General features: G+C 64.4%; 24 protein-coding genes and 1 pseudogene. 12 read left to right on the top strand and 13 right to left on the bottom strand.

Translation table 11 applies throughout. From position 1 onward, the window contains the following. Positions 1-77 precede the first annotated feature (77 nt). The 3 genes from AB0L82_RS32135 (at position 78) to AB0L82_RS32125 (ending at position 1,765) form a co-directional block, all read left to right on the top strand. The gene (locus AB0L82_RS32135) at positions 78-284 is read left to right on the top strand and encodes a hypothetical protein (RefSeq protein ID WP_364644775.1); all 207 of its coding nucleotides are present in this window, start codon (positions 78-80) and stop codon (positions 282-284) included. A 10-nt stretch (positions 285-294) separates the two neighbouring features. Further along, entirely contained in the window at positions 295-1,263 is a 969-nt protein-coding gene (locus AB0L82_RS32130) for a TIGR00341 family protein (RefSeq protein ID WP_364644772.1), read from the top strand. Between the two features lie 94 nt (positions 1,264-1,357). Beyond that, entirely contained in the window at positions 1,358-1,765 is a 408-nt protein-coding gene (locus tag AB0L82_RS32125) for a hypothetical protein (RefSeq protein WP_364644769.1), read from the top strand. Between the two features lie 119 nt (positions 1,766-1,884). Here AB0L82_RS32125 and AB0L82_RS32120 read toward each other — a convergent pair whose 3' ends face one another. The 4 genes from AB0L82_RS32120 to AB0L82_RS32105 form a co-directional block, all read right to left on the bottom strand. Further along, positions 1,885-2,121: a hypothetical protein gene (locus AB0L82_RS32120; RefSeq protein ID WP_364644766.1), complete on the bottom strand. Its 237-nt coding sequence runs from the start codon at positions 2,119-2,121 to the stop codon at positions 1,885-1,887. A 91-nt stretch (positions 2,122-2,212) separates the two neighbouring features. After that, the gene (locus AB0L82_RS32115) at positions 2,213-2,584 is read right to left on the bottom strand and encodes a DoxX family protein (protein ID WP_364644763.1); all 372 of its coding nucleotides are present in this window, start codon (positions 2,582-2,584) and stop codon (positions 2,213-2,215) included. Between the two features lie 247 nt (positions 2,585-2,831). Continuing rightward, on the bottom strand, positions 2,832-3,536 hold the full coding sequence (locus AB0L82_RS32110; RefSeq protein ID WP_364644760.1) for a DUF6198 family protein: 705 nt from the start codon (positions 3,534-3,536) through the stop codon (positions 2,832-2,834). Between the two features lie 17 nt (positions 3,537-3,553). Then, entirely contained in the window at positions 3,554-5,311 is a 1,758-nt protein-coding gene (locus AB0L82_RS32105) for an adenine deaminase C-terminal domain-containing protein (RefSeq protein WP_364644757.1), read from the bottom strand. A 163-nt stretch (positions 5,312-5,474) separates the two neighbouring features. Here AB0L82_RS32105 and AB0L82_RS32100 point away from each other — a divergent pair, with 163 nt between their 5' ends. Further along, a complete protein-coding gene (locus AB0L82_RS32100; protein ID WP_364644754.1) occupies positions 5,475-6,386 on the top strand; it encodes a LysR family transcriptional regulator in 912 nt (303 codons plus the stop codon). 8 nt (positions 6,387-6,394) lie between these two features. Here the strand turns inward: AB0L82_RS32100 and AB0L82_RS32095 are convergent, their stop codons facing one another. Next, positions 6,395-7,789 (bottom strand): serine hydrolase, encoded by a 1,395-nt coding sequence (locus AB0L82_RS32095; protein ID WP_364644751.1) that lies wholly within the window; start codon positions 7,787-7,789, stop codon positions 6,395-6,397. Positions 7,790-7,815: 26 nt separating this feature from the next. Next, entirely contained in the window at positions 7,816-8,823 is a 1,008-nt protein-coding gene (locus AB0L82_RS32090; protein WP_364644748.1) for an alpha/beta hydrolase, read from the bottom strand. Between the two features lie 224 nt (positions 8,824-9,047). Here AB0L82_RS32090 and AB0L82_RS32085 point away from each other — a divergent pair, with 224 nt between their 5' ends. Next, positions 9,048-9,992 (top strand): LLM class F420-dependent oxidoreductase, encoded by a 945-nt coding sequence (locus AB0L82_RS32085; RefSeq protein ID WP_364644745.1) that lies wholly within the window; start codon positions 9,048-9,050, stop codon positions 9,990-9,992. A gap of 87 nt (positions 9,993-10,079) precedes the next feature. Then, positions 10,080-11,084, top strand: coding sequence for a sigma-70 family RNA polymerase sigma factor (locus AB0L82_RS32080; protein ID WP_364644742.1), 1,005 nt, complete (start codon positions 10,080-10,082; stop codon positions 11,082-11,084). A 7-nt stretch (positions 11,085-11,091) separates the two neighbouring features. On the opposite strand, the gene AB0L82_RS32075 is transcribed toward AB0L82_RS32080, so the two are convergent. The 4 genes from AB0L82_RS32075 to AB0L82_RS32060 all read right to left on the bottom strand — a co-directional run bounded on the left by AB0L82_RS32075 (position 11,092) and on the right by AB0L82_RS32060 (position 14,274). Continuing rightward, positions 11,092-11,595 (bottom strand): OsmC family protein, encoded by a 504-nt coding sequence (locus AB0L82_RS32075; RefSeq protein ID WP_364644739.1) that lies wholly within the window; start codon positions 11,593-11,595, stop codon positions 11,092-11,094. Positions 11,596-11,648: 53 nt separating this feature from the next. Continuing rightward, entirely contained in the window at positions 11,649-12,338 is a 690-nt protein-coding gene (locus tag AB0L82_RS32070; RefSeq protein ID WP_364644736.1) for a tetratricopeptide repeat protein, read from the bottom strand. Between the two features lie 251 nt (positions 12,339-12,589). After that, entirely contained in the window at positions 12,590-12,988 is a 399-nt protein-coding gene (locus AB0L82_RS32065; protein ID WP_364644733.1) for a RidA family protein, read from the bottom strand. Between the two features lie 365 nt (positions 12,989-13,353). Further along, entirely contained in the window at positions 13,354-14,274 is a 921-nt protein-coding gene (locus tag AB0L82_RS32060; RefSeq protein WP_364644730.1) for a hypothetical protein, read from the bottom strand. A 115-nt stretch (positions 14,275-14,389) separates the two neighbouring features. Here AB0L82_RS32060 and AB0L82_RS32055 point away from each other — a divergent pair, with 115 nt between their 5' ends. The 3 genes from AB0L82_RS32055 (at position 14,390) to AB0L82_RS32045 (ending at position 15,633) form a co-directional block, all read left to right on the top strand. After that, positions 14,390-14,773, top strand: a complete 384-nt coding sequence (locus AB0L82_RS32055) for a hypothetical protein (protein WP_364644727.1) — start codon at positions 14,390-14,392, stop codon at positions 14,771-14,773. Positions 14,774-14,775: 2 nt separating this feature from the next. Beyond that, on the top strand, positions 14,776-15,111 hold the full coding sequence (locus AB0L82_RS32050; RefSeq protein WP_364644724.1) for a helix-turn-helix domain-containing protein: 336 nt from the start codon (positions 14,776-14,778) through the stop codon (positions 15,109-15,111). Between the two features lie 72 nt (positions 15,112-15,183). Further along, positions 15,184-15,633, top strand: coding sequence for a nuclear transport factor 2 family protein (locus AB0L82_RS32045; protein WP_364644721.1), 450 nt, complete (start codon positions 15,184-15,186; stop codon positions 15,631-15,633). A gap of 193 nt (positions 15,634-15,826) precedes the next feature. Here the strand turns inward: AB0L82_RS32045 and AB0L82_RS32040 are convergent, their stop codons facing one another. After that, a complete protein-coding gene (locus tag AB0L82_RS32040) occupies positions 15,827-16,807 on the bottom strand; it encodes a hypothetical protein (protein WP_364644718.1) in 981 nt (326 codons plus the stop codon). Positions 16,808-16,922: 115 nt separating this feature from the next. After that, the gene (locus tag AB0L82_RS32035) at positions 16,923-17,423 is read right to left on the bottom strand and encodes a DUF4913 domain-containing protein (protein ID WP_364644715.1); all 501 of its coding nucleotides are present in this window, start codon (positions 17,421-17,423) and stop codon (positions 16,923-16,925) included. A gap of 394 nt (positions 17,424-17,817) precedes the next feature. Here AB0L82_RS32035 and AB0L82_RS32030 point away from each other — a divergent pair. Then, positions 17,818-18,159 (top strand): annotated as a pseudogene (locus AB0L82_RS32030) (lipase family protein); the annotation flags it as partial. A gap of 61 nt (positions 18,160-18,220) precedes the next feature. Next, the gene (locus tag AB0L82_RS32025; protein ID WP_364644712.1) at positions 18,221-18,694 is read left to right on the top strand and encodes a lipase family protein; all 474 of its coding nucleotides are present in this window, start codon (positions 18,221-18,223) and stop codon (positions 18,692-18,694) included. Between the two features lie 28 nt (positions 18,695-18,722). Here AB0L82_RS32025 and AB0L82_RS32020 read toward each other — a convergent pair whose 3' ends face one another. Further along, complete coding sequence (locus tag AB0L82_RS32020; RefSeq protein ID WP_364644709.1) at positions 18,723-19,235, bottom strand: nitroreductase/quinone reductase family protein; 513 nt, start codon at positions 19,233-19,235, stop codon at positions 18,723-18,725. A gap of 2,025 nt (positions 19,236-21,260) precedes the next feature. On the opposite strand from AB0L82_RS32020, the gene AB0L82_RS32015 reads away from it, so the two are divergent. After that, positions 21,261-22,397, top strand: a complete 1,137-nt coding sequence (locus AB0L82_RS32015) for a threonine/serine exporter family protein (protein WP_364645172.1) — start codon at positions 21,261-21,263, stop codon at positions 22,395-22,397. Positions 22,398-22,411 lie beyond the last annotated feature (14 nt).

The raw sequence follows: 22,411 nt of genomic DNA, 5'->3' as shown, positions 1-22,411 counted from the left end.
GTGCGGTACGAGCAGAGCTCGGGTGACTCGCCGACGCCCGAACCACACGCGTGGCGGGAAAGCGAGGTCCATGGCCGATGTCGACGAGATACCAGTTCGTGGTCGAGGGTGAGTTGTCCGACCGCGCGCTGGCGGCGTTTCCCGACCTGTCGTGGACCCCTCCGACGCACGGCACGACCACGCTATTCGGCGCGGTCACCGATGCCACCGCGATGCGGGGCATCCTGGCGCGTCTGGACAACCTCGGACTGACCCTGCTGGAGATGCGCCAACTACCCGACTGAGGAGAGCGTCATGGATCTGCTGGCACCGCGCAGCCAACGCCGAACCCTCGACGAGCTGCACGATCGGCTCGATTTCACCGCCGGGGATACGCGCTCGAAGCGGTCGGCGTTCTGGATCATGCTCACCCTGTCGAGCGTCATCGCGATCTCCGGCGTCATCGGCGATTCCACCGCCACGGTGATCGGGGCGATGATCGTGGCGCCGTTGTCGGTCCCCATCCTGGGTGTGGCGCTCGGAATCGCCACGGGCAGAGCGACTCTCGTCGGTCGCAGCCTGCTGCTGGTCGCGATGGGGGTGCTCTTGGTGATCGTGGTCGGGTACCTGTTCGCGCAGTTGCTGCCCAATCCGACGAATGTGCTGTCCAATTCCCAAGTGCTGGGCCGCACCTCGCCGAAGCTGATGGACCTCACCGCCGCGCTGGCCACCGGCTTGGTCGGCGTGATCGCGATGATCCGCCGCGACGTCGGTGACGTCCTGCCGGGTGTGGCCATCGCGATCTCGCTCGTACCGCCGCTGGCCGTGGTGGGGGTGTGCCTGGGCTCGCACGCCCCGTCCCTCGCGCTGGGCGCGTTCATCCTGTTCGCCTCCAACATGATCGCGATGATCATCACCGCCACCGTGGTGCTCGTCGCCACCGGATACGCCCACGAAGCGGGCGTGGGCGAGGCCCGCCGGGGCCGCGCCTACGCGGTTCTGGCCGCGGCGCTGGCACTGGTCGCGGTACCGATGGTGGTGAATTCACTGTCCTCGCTGTGGGCCGATCGGATCGCCAACGCCACCCGCGAATGGCTGACCGACGTACCGGGCGCGCAGGTCACCGAGGTGACCCTGCACAGCGATACCGCGACCGTGAACGTGCTCGCGCCGACCGATCTGCCCGCGGTCGAGCAATTACAACGCAAGGTCGACGATATCGTGCCGTGGAATCCGCGGGTGGTCATCGTGCACACCGTCGGCAGCCGGACCGGAGACCGCTGACCCCCCGGATTCCAACTCATCCGATTCAGGTGAGGCGCACCGCGTGATCCGTCGGTGACAGTGGCCCTATCGCCCGATTCGGAAAGGTGCTGCCATGAGTGAACCGGTCAAAGCGCATCCCGTTCGACAGGGATTCGCCTTCGGAATCTCCTTCGCCGCAGGCACATTGCTGCTCGCCGTCGCGGCCATGTCCATCCTGCAGGGGATTTCAGCCGTCTCCGACGACGGACTCTTCGCCGAGGTACACAACTACTCCTACCGCCTCAACCTCAGCACCTGGGGCTGGATCCACATCGTGGTCGGCGCGCTCCTCGCCATCGCCGCACTGGGCCTGATCATGGGCGCGGCCTGGGGCCGGATGTTCGCCATCGGCCTGGCCGCCCTGTCGATGGTCCTGAACTTCCTCACCCTGCCTTACGCCTCATGGTGGGCGGTCGTGCTCATCGCCCTCGACGCGGTCGTCATCTGGGCCGCGGCGACCTGGGATCCCGAAATCGTCTGAGAGGCTGCGTCACTCAATCCGAACTTCGACCAGCCACGGTGAATGTTCCAGTGGCATCTCAGCAGGACGTGAAGTACTTCTCCAGCGTGTCCGGAGCGCCCTCGTGGTGCATCGGTTCGTCAGTCGACGGGCCCTCGGGCCGACAGGACGATCCGGAGCACCTGCTCGACCGCGGACTCGAACAACGCTCCGCGTAGCTCATCTCGTGCGGCGAGGTTGCGGGTGGCGAGGTCGAGCATCTGATCAGGGGTCAGGCGGCGCACTACCAGGGCGGCAACCTCTTCCAGATCGAGGTCGTGGTTCGCGTTGTCCAGTCGGGTCAGGGCAAACGAGACGACGATCTCCTCGTCGGTCATACCCGCCTCCGCCGTTCGCCTGTTCATCCACTCCGTGATCGCCGGTACCAATATTACGGCCGCGGTCGATCGGTTCATCCTTGCAGTGGTCTCACCAGGCGCCGTGGTAGCTCAGGCCCAACACGAGAATCGCGATCGCGGTGGCCAGAAAGACGATTCCGCCAACGATATTGCGCGAGCCCACCCGCAGGTGCGCGGCGATCGCTCCGATGAAGTACAGCACCAGACCGATGGCGGCCAGCGTTCCGAGGATCGGCACGGCCAGCCCGGCCAGCAGCCCGATAGCACCTGCGGCCAGCAAGGTGCCGAGCACGGGCACGTACTTGCGCGGGATACCCTTCATGTCCGCTTGGGTTTTGGGGTACTCGCGGCCGATCAGATACGTCACGGCTGCGGCACCGTTGAAAAGCACTCCGAGGATGCTGACCGTAACGAAGGCGATAAACACGTTCTCTCCGAACATTTGGCTAATCAGTTCAGCGCCGCTGTCGGTATCGATTCGTGTCCCGTAAAACGGTCGAGATCCTCTAACGGGCACCTGTCGAGACCGTACAACCCCAGATGACGACAGGCATTCCCAGACCTGAGCATTCCGCGGGCCGTGGTGCGAGCTCCGCCCCATCCGGGTTCCTTGGATCCGTTGGCAATCGGGGCTACGTGAGCAGCACGCGTCGATGCCGGACAGTGGCCCTGTCCGGCATCGAGGGATCTCAGTCCGCTATAGGATCGGATATGGCTGGGGCGGTGGACTTTCGGGCTGTGTACCTGTTGTGGAGATAGAAGTAGAGCCTGATGTATTGGCCTACCAGGATGGCGTTGATGATCGTGCCTTCGCGGATGAAGTGGGGTGCGCCGAGGCACAGCAGGCCGATCGTTGCGGATAGGGCCAGCAGGGTGCAGTCGAAGGCGGTTTTGATGTTGCCCCATTTCCAGCCGGTTTTCTGCTGGAGGGTGTTGACGAACATGTCGATGGGCATCAGCACCAGGTTGGCGCGGATCATCAGGAACAGCCCGAACGCGAGCATGGCGTCGGCGAAGAACAGCAGGACGAGTTTGGGTGGGTAGGACCCGAGATGGATCCACGTGGTCAGTGAGAGGTTGAAGTCCAGGAGCAGGGCCAGGATCAGGGCGGGGATCATCGCGAGCAGGTTGGCGGCGCGAAATGTCTTCGGGCTCACCAGGAATGTCGCGATGAGCATGATGATTTCGAGAATGAGGTTGAAGTTGCCCTGGGTCAGCGGCGGCAGCACCAGCGTCATGGTGCGGGTGAGGCTGCTCTGCGGGGAGATGCCGATGCCGGCGCGCACGGCCAGGCTCAGGCCGAGGGTCAGGATGTAGATTCCGGCGACGTAGGTGATCCAGCGGCGCACCTTGTTTCCGGTGTCGATGACTCCGGTGTTGTTGTCGTGCTGCATAACCGTTGCATCCCTTGCTATTTCATGAACCCGAAGCGGTCCAGCGAGATGAACAGCGTCAGCAGCTTGTTCACCACCGGCTCACCTTCGTTGTGGTTGCCCAGCTTGGCGAGGGCGTCGTCGATGGAGCGGGTGGCCTCGACGAGTTCGGCGAGGTCCATATCGGCCATCACGCCGTAGAAGTTCAGGGGAAGAACAGCTTTCGATTCGCCGTCTTCGGTGACGATGCACCCGCCGACCAGAGCGTCGAGCTGCGAGAGGTTCTCGTGCATCTCGGCACTGTCCGAGCCGACGACCACGAAATAGGCCGAGGGAGCGGGCCAGAAGGTGGAGACCGCGCCACGCTCGATCGAGACGCCCTTGAACAATCCGTTGACTACATGCCGCTCACCGTCGGCGTAGCGCTGGACGACCGAAATCCGGTTCAGTTGCGCGTCTTCATATTCGGGCACCACCACGCCGTCACGGAAGGGCACCCACACCTCCTGGGCGAACTTGAGATGCCCGCGCCCGTACACATCGAACAGCAGCACCTTGGCCTGAGTGCCGTCCTCGGAGATCTCGAGCGGCACGAGATCGAGCTGCTCCGAACGCAGGTCACCGAGTCCGGGCCGGGCCTGCTTGGTCAGCACCGAATAGTCGATTCCGGCGGGAGCGATCAGCTTGCGATCCTGAGCGACGAGCTTGCCGCCCTTGAACACGAAGCGCGGGTTGATCTTCGACAGACTGTCGGTCAGCACGATATCGGCGAATCGCCCCGGGCTCAGCGAGCCGAGATCGCGATCGCGATGGAACGAGCGCGCGGTGTACAGCGTGCCCATCTTGATCGCCTGGATCGGCGGCATCCCCATCTCGATGGCCAGTGAGATGACCCAGTCGATATGCCCGAGCCGCAGCACCCGATCCACCGAGATATTGTCCGCGCAGAGCTGAAAGTTCTCCGCGGGCCAGCGCCGTTTCACGATGGCGCGCAACATGGTTCGAATCACCTCGGGGCTGCCGACACCGAATTTGATCTGGGTGTTGAGCCCGTAACGCACACTCTTCTCGATGTCGTCCTCGTTCCAGACATCGTGATTGTTGTCGACGCCGATCGCGGGCATGTAGTTCAGCAGGGTGTCCGAGAGCGCGGTAACGCCCCAGTGGCAGTTCACCACTCCCGCGTTGGCGCGCCCGAGTGCGGATTTGCGGAAGTCGTCGGCATTGCCGGTCATATACGACAGGTGCGCCAGCTCCCCCAGCCCGATGACCGGATCCATCTCCAGCATCGCCTCGGTGACCTCGGTAGAGGTCTTCTTGCCCGGCGCGAACGCATAGAGCCGATAGGGCAGCTTGTGATGATCGGCGAACAGCGCCCGCGCGGCCTCGACCGCCTCATCCCCCGCCGCGCTGGCGAAATCGAGTGTCTCACCGAATACCGTGGTGGTTCCGCTGGGCACGATCGCCTCACCGAACGCCGCCGGATGCGCGAGCTGGGATTCGAAATGCAGGTGCGCGTCGATCAGACCCGGAATCGCGTACAGGCCCTGGCCGTCGAACTCCTCCCGGAACCGCACGATCGACTCGTCCGGATTGAGCGCGATGATCCGCTCGCCATGCACCAAAAGCGTTCCGGGATACACGCTTTCGGTGTGCACATCGAGAATGTAGAGATTGCGCAGCAGCAGGTCCGCCTCCCGCTCGCCTTCCAGGATGCCGAAGATCGTGCGTACGTGATCATCCTGGGCGGCCACATCGGCGTTTGCGAGCGGGTTGTCGGTCGTCGAATCGAGCATTGGCGGTCCTCACGTCGTGTTCACGTACTTGCAGCTGGCGGGGCCGCTGTGCGGTGTCCCGCGCCTTGGTACTGATGGAACTCGACCACACCGTTGCCCACAAGCATCCGTTTTCGCGCAATGTGTGCACTTTTTTCGTACACTTCCGCGTAGGAGGTGCGCCATGCTCCATTCACGATTGCTGGAATACATCGACGAGGTGGCACGCCTCGGATCCATTCGCGCGGCCGGAGCACGGCTGCATGTCGCGCCTTCGGCGATCAACCGGCAGATCCTGCTGCTCGAGGCCGAATTGGATCAGCCGCTGTTCGAGCGCCTGCCCCGCGGCATGCGGCCCACCCCGGCGGGTGAGGCCCTGCTCGCGCATATCCGAGGCACGTTGCAGCAGTACCGCGAAACCGTCGCCGACATCCGCGATCTGCACGCACTGGGCAGTGGCGAAGTGGTGATCGCGACCATGACCGGGCTGGCCAGCGGTGTAGTCGCCACTGCCGCAGCGAGTTTCCGCGCTCGCCACCCCCGGGTGCGCATCTCGATTCGCACCATGGGCACCCAGGACATCCTGCACGCGGTCGAGAACAGCGAGGCCGACCTGGGTTTGGGCTTCAACGTGCCGTCATCGACACGGGTCGAGGTCTGCTGGCAGATGAATACCCGGCTGGGAGTCGTTGTCTCCCCGCATCATCCGCTGGCGCAGCTCGATACGATCCCGCTCGCGGGTTGCACCCCGTACCCGCTCATCTTCGCCGACCGCGCCATGGTCATGCACGGCATCGTCGCCGAAGCCTTCGCCAAGGCCGAGCTCGCGATCGAACCGGCTTTTCACACCAATTCGATCGAGACCATGAAGCGCCTCGCGGTCTCCGGCGAGGCCGTGGCCTTCCTCAGCGAATTCGATGTCGCCGAGGAGCTGCGCGATGGACGCCTGGCATTCCGTCAGGTGCGAGATGCGTTCAGCAACAACGTCATCTCGCTTATCCGGCGCGATAAGCACGGGCGTGAGAAGCAGGGGCACGGTCTGGCCATGCTGCTACTGGCCGATGATATCACCGGGGCGCTCCAGCCCGGGGATTGACGTCGCGCTCATCGCTGATAGTTACCGAGGGCACCGAGCGCACCGACGACCTGCCCGCCGACATCGAGCAGCAGTCGGAACACATCCACCGGAACCGGTTTTCCGTTGCACCACAAGATATTGCACGCGGTCGAGGCGTACGGTCCCACACCCAGCAGGATGCTCACCGCAGTGACGGGGTCGATCACCCTACCCAGGTCATCGAGCCCGTGGATCGGCAACGGCGGATCGCTGAGCGTGTACGGGTTCACGTACGGCTCCGCCGGAATATCGGTGACCGCGGCGGTGATTCGCTGATACAGCTCCTTGTTGTCGGGATTGCCGCTGCCGGTCAGCATGCCCACGGGATTGGCGAGGTTGATCCGCAGCGGCACGCCCATGCGAATGATCACCATGTCGCGGCTGGGCACGATGGTGACGAACTGACCCAGCGCGCCCTCGAAGGAGAACAGGTCGCGGGGCGAGCCGGGGAACTGCGGGCGATCGTAGGCGACCGCGGACGGCACCTCGGTGCCCCGATAGGTGTCCCCGGCATTGAGCCAGGTCAGGAATCCATAGCCGGGATTGGCCGCGGTACCGGTGGTGGCCTGACCGATGTAGTCCGCATCGATCAACTGCCGGTCACCCCATGTGCCGTTCTGGAGCATGAGCCGCCCGAGCCGCGCCAGATCATCGGGCCGCATGGCCAGTCCGCCATTGAGCGCGGTATTGCCACTGCGGTCGCGCACCCACACCCAGTTCTCGCGGGCGATTCCCAAGGGCGTGAACAACTCTCGCTGCGCGAAGTCCTGGAAGTCGCTGCCGGTGGTGAGCTCCACGATCTTGGACAGCACCGCGATCACGTTCTGCGCGTACTGGAAAGTGGTGCCGGGTTCGAAATCGGCGGGTTCGGCCAGGGTTTGCAGTACCGGGTCGGTGTACAGCCCGGCGATATCGGCGGGCCAGCTGAAATGCAGGCCGGTGCTCTGGGTGAGCACTTGGCGCACAGTGATATTCGCGTGTGTGGGGTCCGCGCCGGGAAAGAATTTGCCGAGTGGATCGTCCACCCCGAAGTACCCCAGCGTGACCGCACGCCCGATCACCGTGGCGCTCACGCCCTTGGTGGCGCTGGCCAGCGGCAGCGGCACATTTCCAGTGGGCGTGCGGTCACCGACCAGGCAACCGTGCCGGTAGATCTGCACCGCGACCCCGCCCGCTCCGGCCCCGAAATCCAGGGCGGCGTCCACGGCCGCTGGATCCATGCTCACCTGCGCGGGATCAGCGCGCGGCAATGATTGCCCCGCAAGGGGTTCGGAGCAGGTGGCATCGCCGGTGGCGGCCGTCGCGGGCACCGCGACCGGCGCGAACGCGGTCAGCATCGCCGTGGCCACACCGGTGAACATGACAGCGCGACGGCTGGTCATCTCGAAACTCCTTGTCAGCGTGAGAATCATTGCAGTGCGTCGGCGGCGGCATTGCGTTCGACGCTGAAGTAGGCCGGATCATCCCTGAGCCGCCACCGCGGGCCGATGAAGAACTGTTTCGCGGTCTCATCGCCGAACGCCAGGTACCGCAGCCAGGCGACAGCGGTACCGGCGGACCGGTACGCACCCGGTCCGTCGACGGGCGAAAAGTGGCTCACCCCTCGGGCGTTCGCGATCCAGGCCGGGGTACCGCCCATGAGGTTGTATTCCCACCACCGCACCCACGCGAAGTCCGGCACCACGAAATCGTTGTAGCCGGTGAGGAACAGCGTCGGCATCCCGACCAGCGCACCGACCGCCAGGGGTCCGGGTTCGATGGCCAGTAGGCCGATGATCCGCAGCGCCGGATCGACCAGGCCCGCGATGGGCGGGAACATCGCGGCCGCTTGCAATGTGGCCTGGCCGCCGCCGGAATGCCCCGCCAATACGGTGCGGCTCAGATTGATTCGGCCGAACAGCGGCGAACCCGGGTCCCGGTTCTGCATCACCGCCGTGGCCAATCCGATCGCGGGCACATAGGCGAGGGAGTTGAAGAAGTCGTAGGCGACGACCACGACGAAGCCCTGGCTCGTCCACTGCCGCACCAGAGTGTCGTAGTTTCCGGGATTGGAGGTGATGCCACCCTCGAACAGAATCAGTGGCGCACTGCCCATTTCAGCGATATCGGCCGGGTAGTAGGTATTGACCCCGACCGGGGACTGCAACCCGTACGGAAAGGCTTGCGTGCAGCGCAGATCATCGCGATTGCCGAACGTGTGCACCACGATGTGCGCGATCATCCCCACGACAGATTCCTGACACGGATTCGTCACCGTCGGCGTCGCGACCTCATGCGGACCCGGCCCGTCGAAAATGCTCTGCGCTGTTGCGCCGGAGGGTATTTCATCCGCGAATGCCGGTGCCACCGCCAGCCATGACGCGACAATCCCCACGATGCACGCGAGTACCCCTACGCGGGCAATGGACTTCGTCATTGATGTCCCCGTTCGATCTTCCGGACCGTGCGTTTTGAAACTCAACAGTCTCGGATTCGGTACAGTAGCGCGGTGTGGTCCACGACACAAGGGACGAACGGGACTCCCGGCCGTGACCCCATTCCACAAGGCCGTGACCTGCGGAGAGTTTCTCACCGGCGGATATCGACGTCTGTATAGGTGGGTCGAACCCGACCACTCCCCCACCGGAAGGCCACGGCAGCATGAAATTCAGCCTCTATCTACCCACCGGACTCGGCCACAACTTCGCGAGCTACACCGATCCGATCGCGGCCTTCGAAACGATCACCGATCTGGCGCGTGCGGCCGATGAGTCGGGGTACGAAACAGTCTGGGTCGCAGACCATTTCGTGCCCTTCCCGGTCGCACCGGGCTATGTGTTCGAAAGCTGGACGACGCTGACCGCATTGGCCCGCGATACCAGCCGGATTCGGATCGGTCAGATGGTGACAGGGAACAACTATCGTAATCCGGCCCTGCAAGCCAAGATGGCGTCCACGCTCGATGTAATCTCGCGCGGGAGGCTGACTTTCGGGATCGGCGCGGGGTGGTACGAGGACGAATACCTCGCCTACGGCTACCCGTTCGAGGATGCACCAACGCGGCTACGGCAACTCGATGAAGCCGCCCACATCATCCAATCACTCTGGACCCAGGCCGAAACCACCTTCGAGGGCAAGCACTACCGGGTGCACAAGGCGCTCAACGATCCCAAAGGTGTTCAGCAACCACATATTCCGCTGCTGATCGCCGGTTCCGGCGAGAAGATGACTTTGAAGCTGGTCGCGAAGTACGCCGACGCCTGCAATGTCCAGGTCTCTCCGGAGGATCTGCTCCGCAAGTATGGAATCCTCGAAAACCACTGCGCCACACTGGGTCGCGACTACGAGAGCATCACGCGCACCTCCACCAGTTACTGCATCCTCGCCGATACCGACGCCGAGGCCCGAGCCCAGGTCCCGCCGTGGGCGCCCATGGTCTTCCCGGGCGAGCTGGCCGACTACGGCCTCATCGGCACCCTCGACACGGTTCGCGAACGGATCGACGCCTACCGGGCCGCGGGCGTAGACGAACTGCTGATCGGCTTCCACGACTCGCTCGACCCCGGAGCCATCCGCGATTTCGCCAAGGAGTTCATTCATCCCTGACCTGCGCAAAGTTACCTTTCACCGTCCGGCCGGGTCGATACTGACAGTGGCCTCGATCAGCGAGGCCCGGCCAGGGCAGGAGCAACGATGACCCGCGCAGACCAGCGTGCCGACACCGACGCACTGAACACCCGTTTCGTCACCGATACCGAGCCGCACCGGCGCGAGCTGCTGGCGCACTGCTACCGCATGGTCGGCTCGGTACACGAGGCCGAGGATCTGGTGCAGGAGACCTATATTCGCGCCTGGCGTGCGTATCGGAAATTCGAGCACCGATCGTCGACCCGCACCTGGCTCTACGCGATCGCCACCAACGTCTGCCTCGATGCCCTGACCGACCATCGCCATCGCGTATTGCCCTCCGGTCTCGGCGGCCCCTACCGAGGCCCCACCGCGCCGCCCGATCCCGATTCGACCGGCGAATTCGCTTGGCTACAGCCATTTCCCGACGCACTGCTCACTCCCCCGGCGAACGACCCCGAAGCCCTCGCCATCGATCGCGAATCCCTGCGCCTGGCATTGGTCGCGAGCCTTCAGCACCTGCCACCCCAGCAGCGCGCGATCCTCATGCTCCGCGAAGTGCTGGCCTTCAGCACCGCCGAGACCGCTCACATCCTCGGCACCACGCGAGCTTCGGTGAAAACCGGGCTGCAACGAGCCCGCACCCGCCTGGCCGAACTCCACTCCGCCCCCACCGATCTGATCGAACCTTCCGACCCCCGAGCCCGCAGCCTGCTGGCCGGCTACATCGCCGCCTTCGAACATTCCGACACCAACCTGCTCGAGCAGGTCCTGCGCGCCGACGCCACCCTCGAAGCCACCCCCTTCAAGAACTGGTACGAGGGCCGAACCTCCTGCATCCGCCAACTCTCCACCTATATCCTCGGCACCCCCGGCGACTGGCGCATGCTCCCCACCCTTGCCAACAACCAACCCGCCGTCATCACCTACCACCGCAACCCCCAAGGCATCCTCACCCCCTACGGAGTCGCAGTCCTCACCCCCACCCCCACCGGCATCACCCGAGTCGTCGCCTTCCACGACCCACACCTGGTCGCCGCCTTCGGTTTTCCGCCGACACCCCCGCAATAGCCCGGCCTCAGGGTCGGCGCACAACGATCGTCGCGGGCTCGGCCAGCGACCTCCCCACCACGCAATACCGCTCGGTCACCTTCGCAAGTCGTGCCAGCGCCGCATCATCGGCATCGGTATCCACGATGAACGTCACCACCACGTCCTGCACACCGACCGGCACTTCCCGATCAACACCCAACGTCCCCCGAGCATCGAAGTACCCTTCCGCCCGCCCCTGCACCGACCGAAGCCCGACCCCGGACGCCGTCGCCACCGACCGCAACGTCACCCCCGCACACGCCAGCAACGCCTCGAGCAACATATCGCCCGAACACGCCTCGGACCCATCACCCCCGGTAGCCCGATGCAACCCCGCGCGACTCACCCCCGCGAACTGATCGACATCGAAAGTCACCCCCTCCGAAGCGATCCGCCCCACCGCACGCAGCGCAGTCCGCGCGGACCCCGGATCCCGCCGATACTGCTCCTTCAACGGCGCCTGAACCCCACGCAATTCATTCGCATCCATAATCCGACGCTAATCCCCCGCAGCGGCAAATCCGAGTACTTCGCCAGCACCACCTAGTCCTCGTTTTCGAGCATGGTCAGGAGCAAGTCTCGATTCTCGGTCGCGTGTTCCACCCCACCCGCATGGCGTTCCGGCTCGTCCTCGGTGAGCTGCCGGAACAAGCCGAGTGATTCCTCGGTGGCACGCAGGGCGGCGGTGAGATCCCCGAGGTGGGCGAGATAGATACCGAGCTGAACGAGCGACGCCGCGAGAAGGGATTTGTAGCGGGGACGGCGTGGAGTGAGACGGCGGAGGATGTCGACGAGTTCCTGCCCATGAGGCAGGGCTTGACCGGGTTCATCGGTTCTATTGAGAGAGCGGGCCATTACGTCCAGCGCGTACAGCAGACCAGGGCGGTACCGGTGTGGGGCATAGGGCAGCCGCCCTCGGCTCAGGATCAGCGCGTTCCGTGCGTCATCGACCGCCTCCGCCGCCCTGCCCATCTCCAGCAGCACCAACGCGCGCACGTTCAGTGCCGCGATGAACTGCACCTCGGTCGTGACGCGCCGGACGAGCGGTGCGCGGCGGCAGACGCTCAGCGCCTCCTCGACCTCGACCAGGGCTTCGTCATACCGGTCCGCGTCATACAGGATCCAGGCCAGGTACCGGTGCGCGAAGGCGAGGTCCGCGCCGACCGCCGGTAGCACCGCCGCCGGTGGTCGCAATATCGCGACAACCGTGGTCATGGTTTCCAGGTCGCCCACCGCTCGCATCATGGCGGCGACAAGCCTCGAGAAGGGAGCATCTCGGTGGCCGAACACCAAATCTGTTCCGAGCGTTCGCCAGTCGATCACGACGATCACCGCCGAGGCAACTGGTGACGGGCATTCGACCACGACATGAATCGGACGATACGTGCCCTACCAGCTGTCGCGCATGCCAAGGGTTTCAGCGTCTTTCACCTTGCGAACTGGTCGGTGCCTAGAGCCCTCACTGGCCGGTTACGCGGAATGACCTAGGCGAGAACCGCTGCGACAGCTTCGATTTCGACCAGCGCACCCGGGATGGCGAGGCCCGCGACCTTGGCGACGGTGATCGCGGGCGGGTTCGGGCGCTGGCCCCACACTTCCTGGAAGGCGGCGAAACCGGCACGCACGTCTTGGCCGTCGACCATCAGGATGGTCCATTTCACGACATCCTCGATTCCCGCACCCGCGGCCTCGAGACAAGTCAGCAGGTTCTGCAGGGCTTGGCGAGCTTGAGAGGCGAGGTCACCCGCGAGCTGCCCGGAGGCGTCGAGGCCGTTCTGGCCACCGACATAGATCGTGTCCGCGCCGGCCGGAACCCGCACCACCTGGGTGAAAGCCGGGTTGCTCAGCATCGTTTCGGGGTTGATGTGGGTTGCGATTGCCATACGCAGAATCTAGCCCGACCATGCTGACCAGGGTGGGCCCTGGCCTGCATCAGCGAGAGCGGCCGATCCAGGCGCAGCGCTCGCATCAGCGTGGCCACCGATACCTCGGCCGATCCGAGCTCTAGAACGGTCGTCCCGTTGGCGGCGAGGACTGCCTCCCGAAACCCCGAAAGTGGTTGAGTGTGGCCGCAATCCATCCGAACCGCGCCATATGCCGAGCAGTTTCCGTCGACGTCCCACCGGTGCTCGTCGCCGATCAATGCCTCGGTGAGTGTGGATGCGGTCGGGAGACCGCAGTTGATACACCGCACCTCGTACGGGGCCGATTCGGTGATGATGTCCATAGTGGCTGCGGAGCAATGCGATTACTGGTCGGCTTGCGGGATGCCGAGTTGCCGGGACACGTAGGGCAGGTCGTCGATGCCTCGGATATTGCCGAATGCCTCCACCGTGAGCTCGGCCGGATTGCCGATGCCGTAGACATCGCGCAGGACAGAGACGGCGCCCGCGGCGACACCGTCGACGAGGGGTCGCAGCCCTGCCCGGTACTGTCCAGTGCTTTGCCAGAGTCCGTGGCCTCGCGGGTCAGGGTCGTAGACCAGTTCGAGTGCCGTCATGCGGCGCTCGAACTCGTCGGGCCCGAGACCGGCGTGATCGTGAAGTCCTGCGCCCCAATGGAAATCACCGAAGGGCTGGTGGGAGAACCAGATGAACGAGTGGCCCTGCGATGCGGGAACTCTGAGCTGGATCGTCGCGGGCGGGCAAGTGTGCAACACCCAGTCAAGTCGTTCAGCGAACTCGTTCCAGTCGGTACACGGTCCGTTCAAGCCACGGTCGGTGGGCTCATCGCTGTGGCCGACAGATTGAAATGCCTTGGGGCCCTTTCCATCCCACGAGCGTCGGCGCAGCCGCTCCGGATCCATGCGCAGCCCGTCGCGCATGACCGCCACGATCGAGGCCACGGTGGCCGGATCGGCGCTGAAATACCGCCAGCCCGTGCACCACTCCGCACTGGAAGCAGGCCACCAGCAATGGTCGTTCTGTCGCCAAATACCGTCCGGCTGAGCACGTATCACGGCGAGAATCGCTGCTGCCGCAACCGGATCCGAGGGAATCGGGACGGTGACGGTCAGACCCTTGTCCTCCGAGGTGAAGTCCACGAGGAAGCCGGTGTCGGGATCGCGTAACTGGCAGTAGGCGCTGGCGTAGACGATATTGCCGTCGTCGGTCACATCCGGTTCCAGAAAATACGGCATCGTCTTCCGCAGCTCCGCCCAGTCCCGCATCAACGCTCTCAATCCCTCGTACCAGCCGCGACAACGGTGACACTAGAACACGGGCCCGGCAACGCCGCGAAATCCACCCTGGCACCGGCGCCACTCCTGCCTCTAAAATAGAGGCATGACCGACAGTCTCGTCCTACCCGTGTGGCAATCGAAAGACCCTGCACGGCTACCGTTCCTGCTCGCCGAGGAGGCCATCTTCTCCAGCCCGGTCGCGGACTACCGCGGCCGCGACCGCGCGGCACATCTGCTGGGCACGATCGCCACAGTGCTCGATTCGGTACACCCGACCCAGCAGTGGACCGACGGGCCGCAGAGCGTCTTCGCCTTCACCGCGCGATTCGCCGATCAGGAACTGCAGGGCCTGCTGCGGGAAGAGCTCTCCGAAACCGGCAGCCTGACCCATGTGACACTGTTCCTGCGACCGTATCGGGCACTGCGCGCGGCCATCGCGGAAATGGCTCAGCGCCTCGAGGATTCACCCCCGCCGCAGGCGGTGTGATCGTGGCGACCGAAACCCCACGCCCCGGCCGCGCGGTCCGCGGATCGACCACCGGCCGCCCGATCATGGCCCTGTTCGACCTGCTCGGTCGACGCTGGGTGTTGCGGGTGATCTGGGAACTCGATCGGGCCCCGACCCCACTCACCTTCCGCGAATTGCGCAGCGCGTGCGGCGATCTGTCCTCGAGCGTGCTCACCCGCCGACTGTCCGAGCTCACCGAGGCGCGCCTGGTCGAACACCAGGACGGATACCGCCTGACCACCGCCGGGCGCACCCTCGTCAAGCGGCTCGCACCGCTATCGCAGTGGGCGGCCGAGTGGCAGCACGATTTCGAATGAATCGGCATATCCCGCGTCGCATTACCTCGGGAGTAATCGACGCTGCGCACCCTCGCGGACACGATGGTGGGCATGAGCGAAACGAGCACCACCCGCACGGTCGTCGAGGAATTGTTGCGCCGCATCGGCGCGGGTGACGCGGACGCGATGGCCGAACTGTACGCCCCGGTCAGCGACTGGAAACTGAACTGGCCCGAGTACGAGCACGACCGAGCGGCGACCCCGTGGATCCGATCGCGCGCCACCCGCGCCGACGCCGCCGACCACTTCGCCGAGATCGCACGCCACCACGTGCCCGAACACGTCGGCACCGTGGTCGAGCGCATCCTCGTCGACGGCCCGGATGCGGTGGTGCTGGGTGAGATTCGCCAGACGGCCCGCCGTACCGGCCGCGCCTACCGCTCCCGATTCGCACTGCACCTGACCGTCGAAGACGGTCTCATCACTCGCCACCACGTCTACGAGGACAGCCTCGCCGTCGCGCAGGCATTCGACGATGACCATCACCTCATCGGCAACTGATCGAACTCCCCCATGCCCCAACGGAACTGAGCTGTCGAACTACCGGGAGAACGGCAAGGCCAGCACTCGGCGACCAGCCACGGCAGTAACCGTACGGAAGGTCAAGCGGCCGTGTCGAACTGACGGCGCAGACGTCCGCTACTGCCGACGAGCGGGATTCGCCAGCCTGTTGGGAAGCTCCGGAAGAGCGGCGCTATCGGTCGAAGGTGACCGGAATATCCATGCGCCACAGGGCTACCGTGCTGTCGCTGTACACCCAGGTCTTTGCGGTCAATTCTGCCGGAGAACCGACCCCGGACCGACGCAGTGCCGCGGCCAGCCTACGCGCGATGCTGTCGCAGACCTCGGGCACACTCGACAGCGCTATCTCCCACCAGTTGTCGTCTTCCCACCCGTCATCACTGAGCGCCCAGCCTTCGCGCGCCAGTTCGCTCGGATCGTTCTCGGCGAACATCGAGGGCTCCATGCCGACAGCCAAGCGTTGGATGCCTATCTGATTCAGCTGCACCCCAACGGTTTCCGATGCACGGATATCCAAAATCGCATCAGCGCCGATACGTTCGCGCAGCATGACCGCAAGGTCCTCGGTGAACCGGTCCCACTGGCTCATGACCGCACGCCTGCCCACCCCATTGCGATCGGCCAGCCGCCGGACGGTCCGCGAAAACGTCCCCGGCCGCACGATCTCACACCATCGGTCGATGGCTTCGCTTCGCCGAGCATCGAATTCAGCCTCACGGATCACGACAAAGTCGTAGTCGTCGGAGAACGTAGGCACAGAGACCAACGCGAACCCGAGCTCGAGGAGACTCTCCCCGGTGTATTCGAGGAATACCTCCAGTCGATCACCGGAATCCCAATCCTCGTACGCGGCCAGAAAATTGGGATGCCACTCCCAGCGCGTACCGGCGGGATAGGACTTCAACGACTCCAGTGCGTCCCGCGCGGACACGATGTCCTGCTTGACGTCGAAATTCGCCGACAACCCGTGTTCACCCAACGCCCGAGTCAACTCACGACGAGGATCGTCGGACGTCGAACGCACCCGGTCCGCGACCTCGGGAACATCCGAGGCCAGCAACGCCGCCAAGGTGAGCATGTCCTCCCGCACCGATTCGAGTGCCCCACCGTCGTTGTACTGCCGGTAGGCCGATACCCAACCATGCCCGTCCACGCCACACCCTTCGCCAAAAGCCCTCTGCCAGAACAATAGATACTCGAACCAGCCGACAGTCGCGTGCCATGGACGCCCTCCGCCTCGAAAGCAGGTGTGCCGAGCGCGCATCAGTTCAGGGTGACTTGAACAGACCCGGCGGCGTCGCGATCAGCTTCAGCGGCACCATTTCGTCGGAGTGTCCGGATGCTGTGGAGCAGAACTGGAAGGGGCCGTCCGGATCGAACAGGATGCTCATATGCGGATCGGCGTGGTCGAGAAACCACACGCTCAAACCCGTTCTGCTGTCCATCCGACAATGCTCCCACGCCCGCCACATAGCATCCAGCCGCGCGACGGCCTCAGCGTGCATCCACCACCGCGGACACCACACTCGACGGCCCTTACCGACTTCTCGCCGATACACGAGACTGAGATAGTTCTCCACGAATTCGACGACAGATCCGTATACCGGCGGAGAGTTGCTTGGGTCCACAGAACATTGAACATACTCGGCCGCAGGAGGTTCGGCGCGCGTGAACCAGGCGACCGCATGGTCCGATTCCCCGCCAGGGAGGGATTTCCGAACGTTGGACAGTGTCGTATCAGCCTGTGGCGCAGCGTGTTCAGGCGTCATACGCGGTCGACTGCGCCCGGTTCTGATCGCGGTTTCGGCTATTTTGTGCTTTGCCGGTACTTCGGTGGCGGTTGGTGGCGCGGATCAGATCCCGATTCCGCAGAACGACCCGTTCTACACCCCGCCATCGGGCTGGGACGCGAAAGCGCCGGGCACCGTGCTGAATTCGCGGTCCATCGAGGTGGCCTCGCTGGGTCTGACGGCGCAGGACGCCGAGGCCTGGCAGCTGCTGTATCGAACCACCGATACCGCCGGTCAGCCCATCACGACCGTGACAACGGTGCTGCGGCCGCGAACCGGGCAAATCAAAGGCTTGATCAGTTATCAGGCCGCTGAAGATGCCTCGGCCCCGCAGTGCGCTCCCTCGTTCGCGCTCCGGCAAGGAGCCGTCCCGATGGACCACAAGTACGACGCCTCACTGGATTTCATTTCGATCGACCAGATGCTGTCGTCAGGTCATGCGATTTCCGTACCCGACTGGGAGAGGGCGAACGGGGCGTTGCTCACCCCGAATCAGCCGGGGTATACCGCGCTCGACGGAGTGCGCGCGGCCGAGGCGTTCGCACCACTCGGCTTGTCGGGCACCGATACTCCGGTCGCCGCGTTCGGCTACTCCGGCGGCTCGTACGGCAGCGCATGGCTCTCACAGGTTCAACCGACGTACGCCCCCGAATTACGACTGGTCGGTGTCGCTCGGGGCGGTGGAGCGGGCGGTCCACTGAAGCCCATGCGTGAGTACCTGGGATCGCTCGACGGCGGCCCATTCTCCGGTTTTCTGCTGGCGATGCTGCCGGGGCATGATGCGCGCCGATCCGCGGATCGGCGCGGCGTTCGACACGTATCTGACGCCTGCCGGGAAAGCGCTGATGGCGGCGGGAGGCGGAGAATGCTCGGTACCCGCCGTGGAGAAGTACGCGTTCCTGCACATGAACGACTACCTGACGATCCCTTTTGTCCAAGTGCTCGAGCAGCTACAACCCTCGTTCGACGAGATCGACGGCATCACGGCACCGACGGTGCCGCTCTTCCTCTTTCACGCTGTGCACGACGAGATCGTCGCCATCGCACCGGTCGACCAGACGGTGGCGCAGTGGTGCGCATCAGGGGCGCAGGTGACCTATGCGCGGGACCAATTGAGCGAACACGCCATTCTCGCGATCAGCGCGTTGCCCGCGGCCATGCGTTGGATCGATGAACGTCTGGCGGGTCAGGCGGCACCGGACGGCTGCTCGGCGCGCACGGTGCCGTCTATGGCGCTCGGTGGTGCCTAGCACGCGGCCGCACCACCGAGCGGGAGGCTCAGCCCTGGTCGAGCGGGGTCAGCACAACCAGGGGAATCGGTCGGTCGATCTTGGACTGGAAGTCCGCCAGCAGCGGGTTCTCGGACAGTACCCAGGCTGCGAACTCGTCGTATTCCGCGCCTTCGAGGACCTTGCCGGTCGCCTGATAGCTCGCGTCGCCGAGCTCGATGGTGACCTGCGGATCGGCCTTGATGTTGTGCCACCAGGCCGGGTATTTGTCCTCGATGAACGAACTCACATACATGATCTCGTCCCGGTACAAGGGTCCCAACGGAGTCGTGTGCTTCTTACCGCTCCTGGCTCCGGTGGTGGTGAGCAGGATCAGGTCTCCGCCCGCGTACGCGCCTCCTACGCGGCCCGAGTTCTCCCGGAACTCCTTGATCACACCATCGTTCCAGTTGCCGATGCTGCCGTCCTGATCCCACGCTTGATTCCACGGCGCGGTCGGATCGTTGTACTCGGTGATATCGGCTTGATCGGGCTGTCCCACAGTCGATTCGGTTTCGCTCATGATTCGAGTATGTCCGCGAATTAGGACAGCTCAGGTCCTAGCTCGACGATGATCTCGACGCATTTTCTCGATGCGACACCCAGCGTCGTCACACGCTCACCGGCCATGGTCCCTCCCCCGTCGACGTGCCGAGTTCAATCGATACGGTGAGCACGTGCATTGGGATCCTCTGCCGACTGTCGCTGTCTCGCACACACTTCCGATCGCAGGTGCGCGAGCGGGAAGTGTGTTGGGATCGCCGAGCGAGTATCTGCCCGGCGTGTGGAGCGAGCGGGATTGGCGCAATGTTCCCGGCCCTTTCTATGGCGCGCAAACCGATTCGTGTAAGACGGGCCCGCTCGCACGCCGATCACTGACCAGTCCCACCATCAGCACACCGACACATGCGAGGGTCAGCAACACCTCGATGCTGTACTGATAGTGCCGCATTCGCTAGCCGAACAGAGATACCACCAGCCCGGCCGTGGTGATCGCCGCCAGCGCCAGGCCAATGCGTAGCCTGATCCGCTGCGACCGAGCCGCCAGCAGCCAGCATCGAACTGCGGCTGGTCGATCGAATACGCAACTCTGCCGCGACCCGTGCGTTGATTCGGCCGCCCAAACCGGTTGGCCGACAGCAGCTTCCCAACGCGCGCACATGCCGATTGCACGATGGCTCCAGGGCAAGCGCGCTGAAGGTCGACTGTCGAAGCCTCGGCAGCGCCCTCCCACACCACCACTTCACAACTCGTGAGCGATACTCTGCCTGGCAGCACCGACATAGCCCGGCGTCGACGTAGTCCCAGAGAGTGTGAGCAGACTCGGACGGTCTAGCTGTATCCCAGCGGAGCCACGGTCACCTGCCAATTTCGTTCGTCATGCCAGATAACATCGCCGACCATCCGCGCATCCCGAAGGGGAAGCTCCCTATCTGGTGGCAACGATGTAACCCTGATCAGACCGACCGCATCTGGCACCTGGTCTATCAGGATGAAAACCCCGAAGGGCTGTCGACCGATCACTGTGCCCGTCACACGGCTACCGACGGGCAATCCCTCCACGACGGCTGTCCATGCCAGACGTGCCCGCTCCCCCAACATCGCATCGTCAGGCCAAAAGAATTCGCTCACAACCCAAGGATCGCATCCGTCCAATGCCGATTCTGGTCCGGCAGCGCGATGCGACGGAAGATCAACTGGCCGTAGCGATCCGAGGCCGCGGAACGCACGCTACTGCCGATGAGTGTGTACATCGCGCAGATTGGCACCAATTCCAGCAAACTGACCGTGTGAGACCCGAGTCGTTTCGTTCGTCGCTGCGGGCCCTTTGCCCGATTGGGATGCTGACCAGGACCAGATCTCGTACCGCCAAGCCCAACTCGAGTCGATCAGCCCGCCAGTAACTGGCGAGGAAGCCACCGCGCTGACGCAGTGCTTCGGGCCAGACGACTGCTACGGCATGGCCTGGACCCTGTTGCACCTCATCGAGACCAGTCCCACCCCCACGATCGCCATCAAACCAAGGTCCGACGCCAACGAATGGCACCACACGCTCTGGATGAGGGCGGTAAACGGCAGCTTGATCGCGGAGAGCGACACATGATCAATCCCTGCTGAATTCCGAGCAAACGCACCCTTCTGCCGCGTGGCGCGCTGACCGAACCGGCCAGCGCGCAGCCTCGGAAGATCAACTGGCAGTTCTCATCCGAGGCCGGCGGAACGCACCGCCGTTTGATCGGTGACGCTGAGCTGACACCACCCTGTTGTTGTGTCGAGCGCGTTTTGACCTGATCAGCTGCATGTTCCTGCCGAATGTGCGCCATGATCGCGTTTACGCTGCTGACTTGTCAGATGCTCATTTCTGGGTGTGGTGGAAACGAGGTAGTCATGGCGGACGTTCTCGGCTACTGGCAAGTGCGGCACCAGCGATGACGACACCGCCGGACACGGCGAAGGCCGAAGCAGGGGAGGTTCTCGACCTGCTGCACGATCTGGCCGCAGCTCTGGTCGCCGGTAGCTACGAGGGCACGCTCGTCACCGAGGAGGAATTGCGCAGGTCGCCGCCGTCTACGGCCATGCGGTGGAGGCGACCGTGCTCGCCGAATCCGCCACCATCGCGGTCGACCGACAGGTCCGCATCGTCACCCACGGCGCCGCCATTCCGCAGCTTGCTCAGGTGAGCGCGTTGAAGAAATGGTTCGCCCTCATCGAAGGCGGCGATCCGCCGCCGATCGAACAAGCTCATCGCCTGCTTCTCGAAATCGCCCAGCGTCCAGCGCGATTCGGCCGGTGGGCGCGGCTGCTGGGTATGGTGCTGTTCTCCGTCGGCTTCGGTATCTCCATCCAGCCGACCGGGCAGGAGGTCGTCGTCTCCGCTCTCCTGGGCGTGCTGGTCGGCCTCATTGTCGACATGTCCACGCGCAGTCCGAGATTCAGTGCGGTGGCCCCGCTCACCGCTTCGGTCGGGGTGGCGGTGCTGGTGCTCTCGGCGTCGAAATACCATCTCGTGCACGGTGGAACCATCGATCTGATGATCCCGGTGCTGTTCGTTTTCATTCCGGGCGATGCCATCACCATGGCCGTGGTGGAGCTTTCCGCGGGCCGGGTGACCGCGGGTGGTGCGCGGTTGGCGCAGAGTCTGGTGGCGCTCGGCGTGCTGGCGTTCGGGCCGGTGGTCGCGGCCGCCGCCCTCGGACTGTCCGACTCGCATGTCTTCGATTCCGGTGTCGCGCCGACCCTCGGCCCATACGCCGGGTGGGTCGGCTGGGCGGTCTTCCTGGTCGGTGTGATGCTGGTGTTCGGTATGGCGCCCGGCGATCTGCCGTGGGCGATGGCCGTGGGCCTGGGCACCTTCGCGGCACAGACTCTCGCGGTGCACGCCTTCGGCGATGTTCCCGGCACCTATATCGCCGCGACTCTCATGACCGCGGCCTGCATCGTCCTCGGTCGTGGCGCGGGCCGCCCGCCGCGCTATGTCATGTTCCTGGGTGCGTTCTTACTCCTCACCCCGGGGTCGCACGGCCTGCATGGCCTCGAATCCTGGATAGGAGGCCAGCAGATGCAGGGCATCGACGATGTCGCGTCGATGGTGTCCCTCATGGCCGCCATCGCCTTCGGCGTGCTGACCGCCGCCGCCATTACCCCGCTCACCGGGATGAGAGGGATCAGGCGGGCCGAGGATTAGTGCGCCGCACCGTA

The organism is Nocardia sp. NPDC052001 (genome assembly GCF_040680615.1).
Taxonomy (GTDB): Bacteria; Actinomycetota; Actinomycetes; order Mycobacteriales; family Mycobacteriaceae; genus Nocardia.
The sequence above is the reverse complement of the archived record's forward strand: the minus strand, read 5'-3'. Positions and strand labels throughout refer to the sequence as shown.

Excerpts from the sequence above, each read along its gene's own strand:
- AB0L82_RS32035 (WP_364644715.1), bottom strand. The coding sequence starts at position 17,423 with ATGACGCCTGAACACGCTGCGCCACAGGCTGATACGACACTGTCCAAC.
- AB0L82_RS32115 (WP_364644763.1), bottom strand. The coding sequence starts at position 2,584 with ATGTTCGGAGAGAACGTGTTTATCGCCTTCGTTACGGTCAGCATCCTC.
- AB0L82_RS32130 (WP_364644772.1), top strand. The coding sequence starts at position 295 with ATGGATCTGCTGGCACCGCGCAGCCAACGCCGAACCCTCGACGAGCTG.
- AB0L82_RS32055 (WP_364644727.1), top strand. The coding sequence starts at position 14,390 with ATGACCGACAGTCTCGTCCTACCCGTGTGGCAATCGAAAGACCCTGCA.
- AB0L82_RS32105 (WP_364644757.1), bottom strand. The coding sequence starts at position 5,311 with ATGCTCGATTCGACGACCGACAACCCGCTCGCAAACGCCGATGTGGCC.
- AB0L82_RS32125 (WP_364644769.1), top strand. The coding sequence starts at position 1,358 with ATGAGTGAACCGGTCAAAGCGCATCCCGTTCGACAGGGATTCGCCTTC.
- AB0L82_RS32045 (WP_364644721.1), top strand. The coding sequence starts at position 15,184 with ATGAGCGAAACGAGCACCACCCGCACGGTCGTCGAGGAATTGTTGCGC.
- AB0L82_RS32065 (WP_364644733.1), bottom strand. The coding sequence starts at position 12,988 with ATGGCAATCGCAACCCACATCAACCCCGAAACGATGCTGAGCAACCCG.
- AB0L82_RS32110 (WP_364644760.1), bottom strand. The coding sequence starts at position 3,536 with ATGCAGCACGACAACAACACCGGAGTCATCGACACCGGAAACAAGGTG.
- AB0L82_RS32120 (WP_364644766.1), bottom strand. The coding sequence starts at position 2,121 with ATGACCGACGAGGAGATCGTCGTCTCGTTTGCCCTGACCCGACTGGAC.
- AB0L82_RS32095 (WP_364644751.1), bottom strand. The coding sequence starts at position 7,789 with ATGACCAGCCGTCGCGCTGTCATGTTCACCGGTGTGGCCACGGCGATG.
- AB0L82_RS32085 (WP_364644745.1), top strand. The coding sequence starts at position 9,048 with ATGAAATTCAGCCTCTATCTACCCACCGGACTCGGCCACAACTTCGCG.
- AB0L82_RS32135 (WP_364644775.1), top strand. The coding sequence starts at position 78 with ATGTCGACGAGATACCAGTTCGTGGTCGAGGGTGAGTTGTCCGACCGC.
- AB0L82_RS32025 (WP_364644712.1), top strand. The coding sequence starts at position 18,221 with ATGATGCGCGCCGATCCGCGGATCGGCGCGGCGTTCGACACGTATCTG.
- AB0L82_RS32080 (WP_364644742.1), top strand. The coding sequence starts at position 10,080 with ATGACCCGCGCAGACCAGCGTGCCGACACCGACGCACTGAACACCCGT.
- AB0L82_RS32020 (WP_364644709.1), bottom strand. The coding sequence starts at position 19,235 with ATGAGCGAAACCGAATCGACTGTGGGACAGCCCGATCAAGCCGATATC.
- AB0L82_RS32075 (WP_364644739.1), bottom strand. The coding sequence starts at position 11,595 with ATGGATGCGAATGAATTGCGTGGGGTTCAGGCGCCGTTGAAGGAGCAG.
- AB0L82_RS32100 (WP_364644754.1), top strand. The coding sequence starts at position 5,475 with ATGCTCCATTCACGATTGCTGGAATACATCGACGAGGTGGCACGCCTC.
- AB0L82_RS32090 (WP_364644748.1), bottom strand. The coding sequence starts at position 8,823 with ATGACGAAGTCCATTGCCCGCGTAGGGGTACTCGCGTGCATCGTGGGG.
- AB0L82_RS32060 (WP_364644730.1), bottom strand. The coding sequence starts at position 14,274 with ATGCGGGACTGGGCGGAGCTGCGGAAGACGATGCCGTATTTTCTGGAA.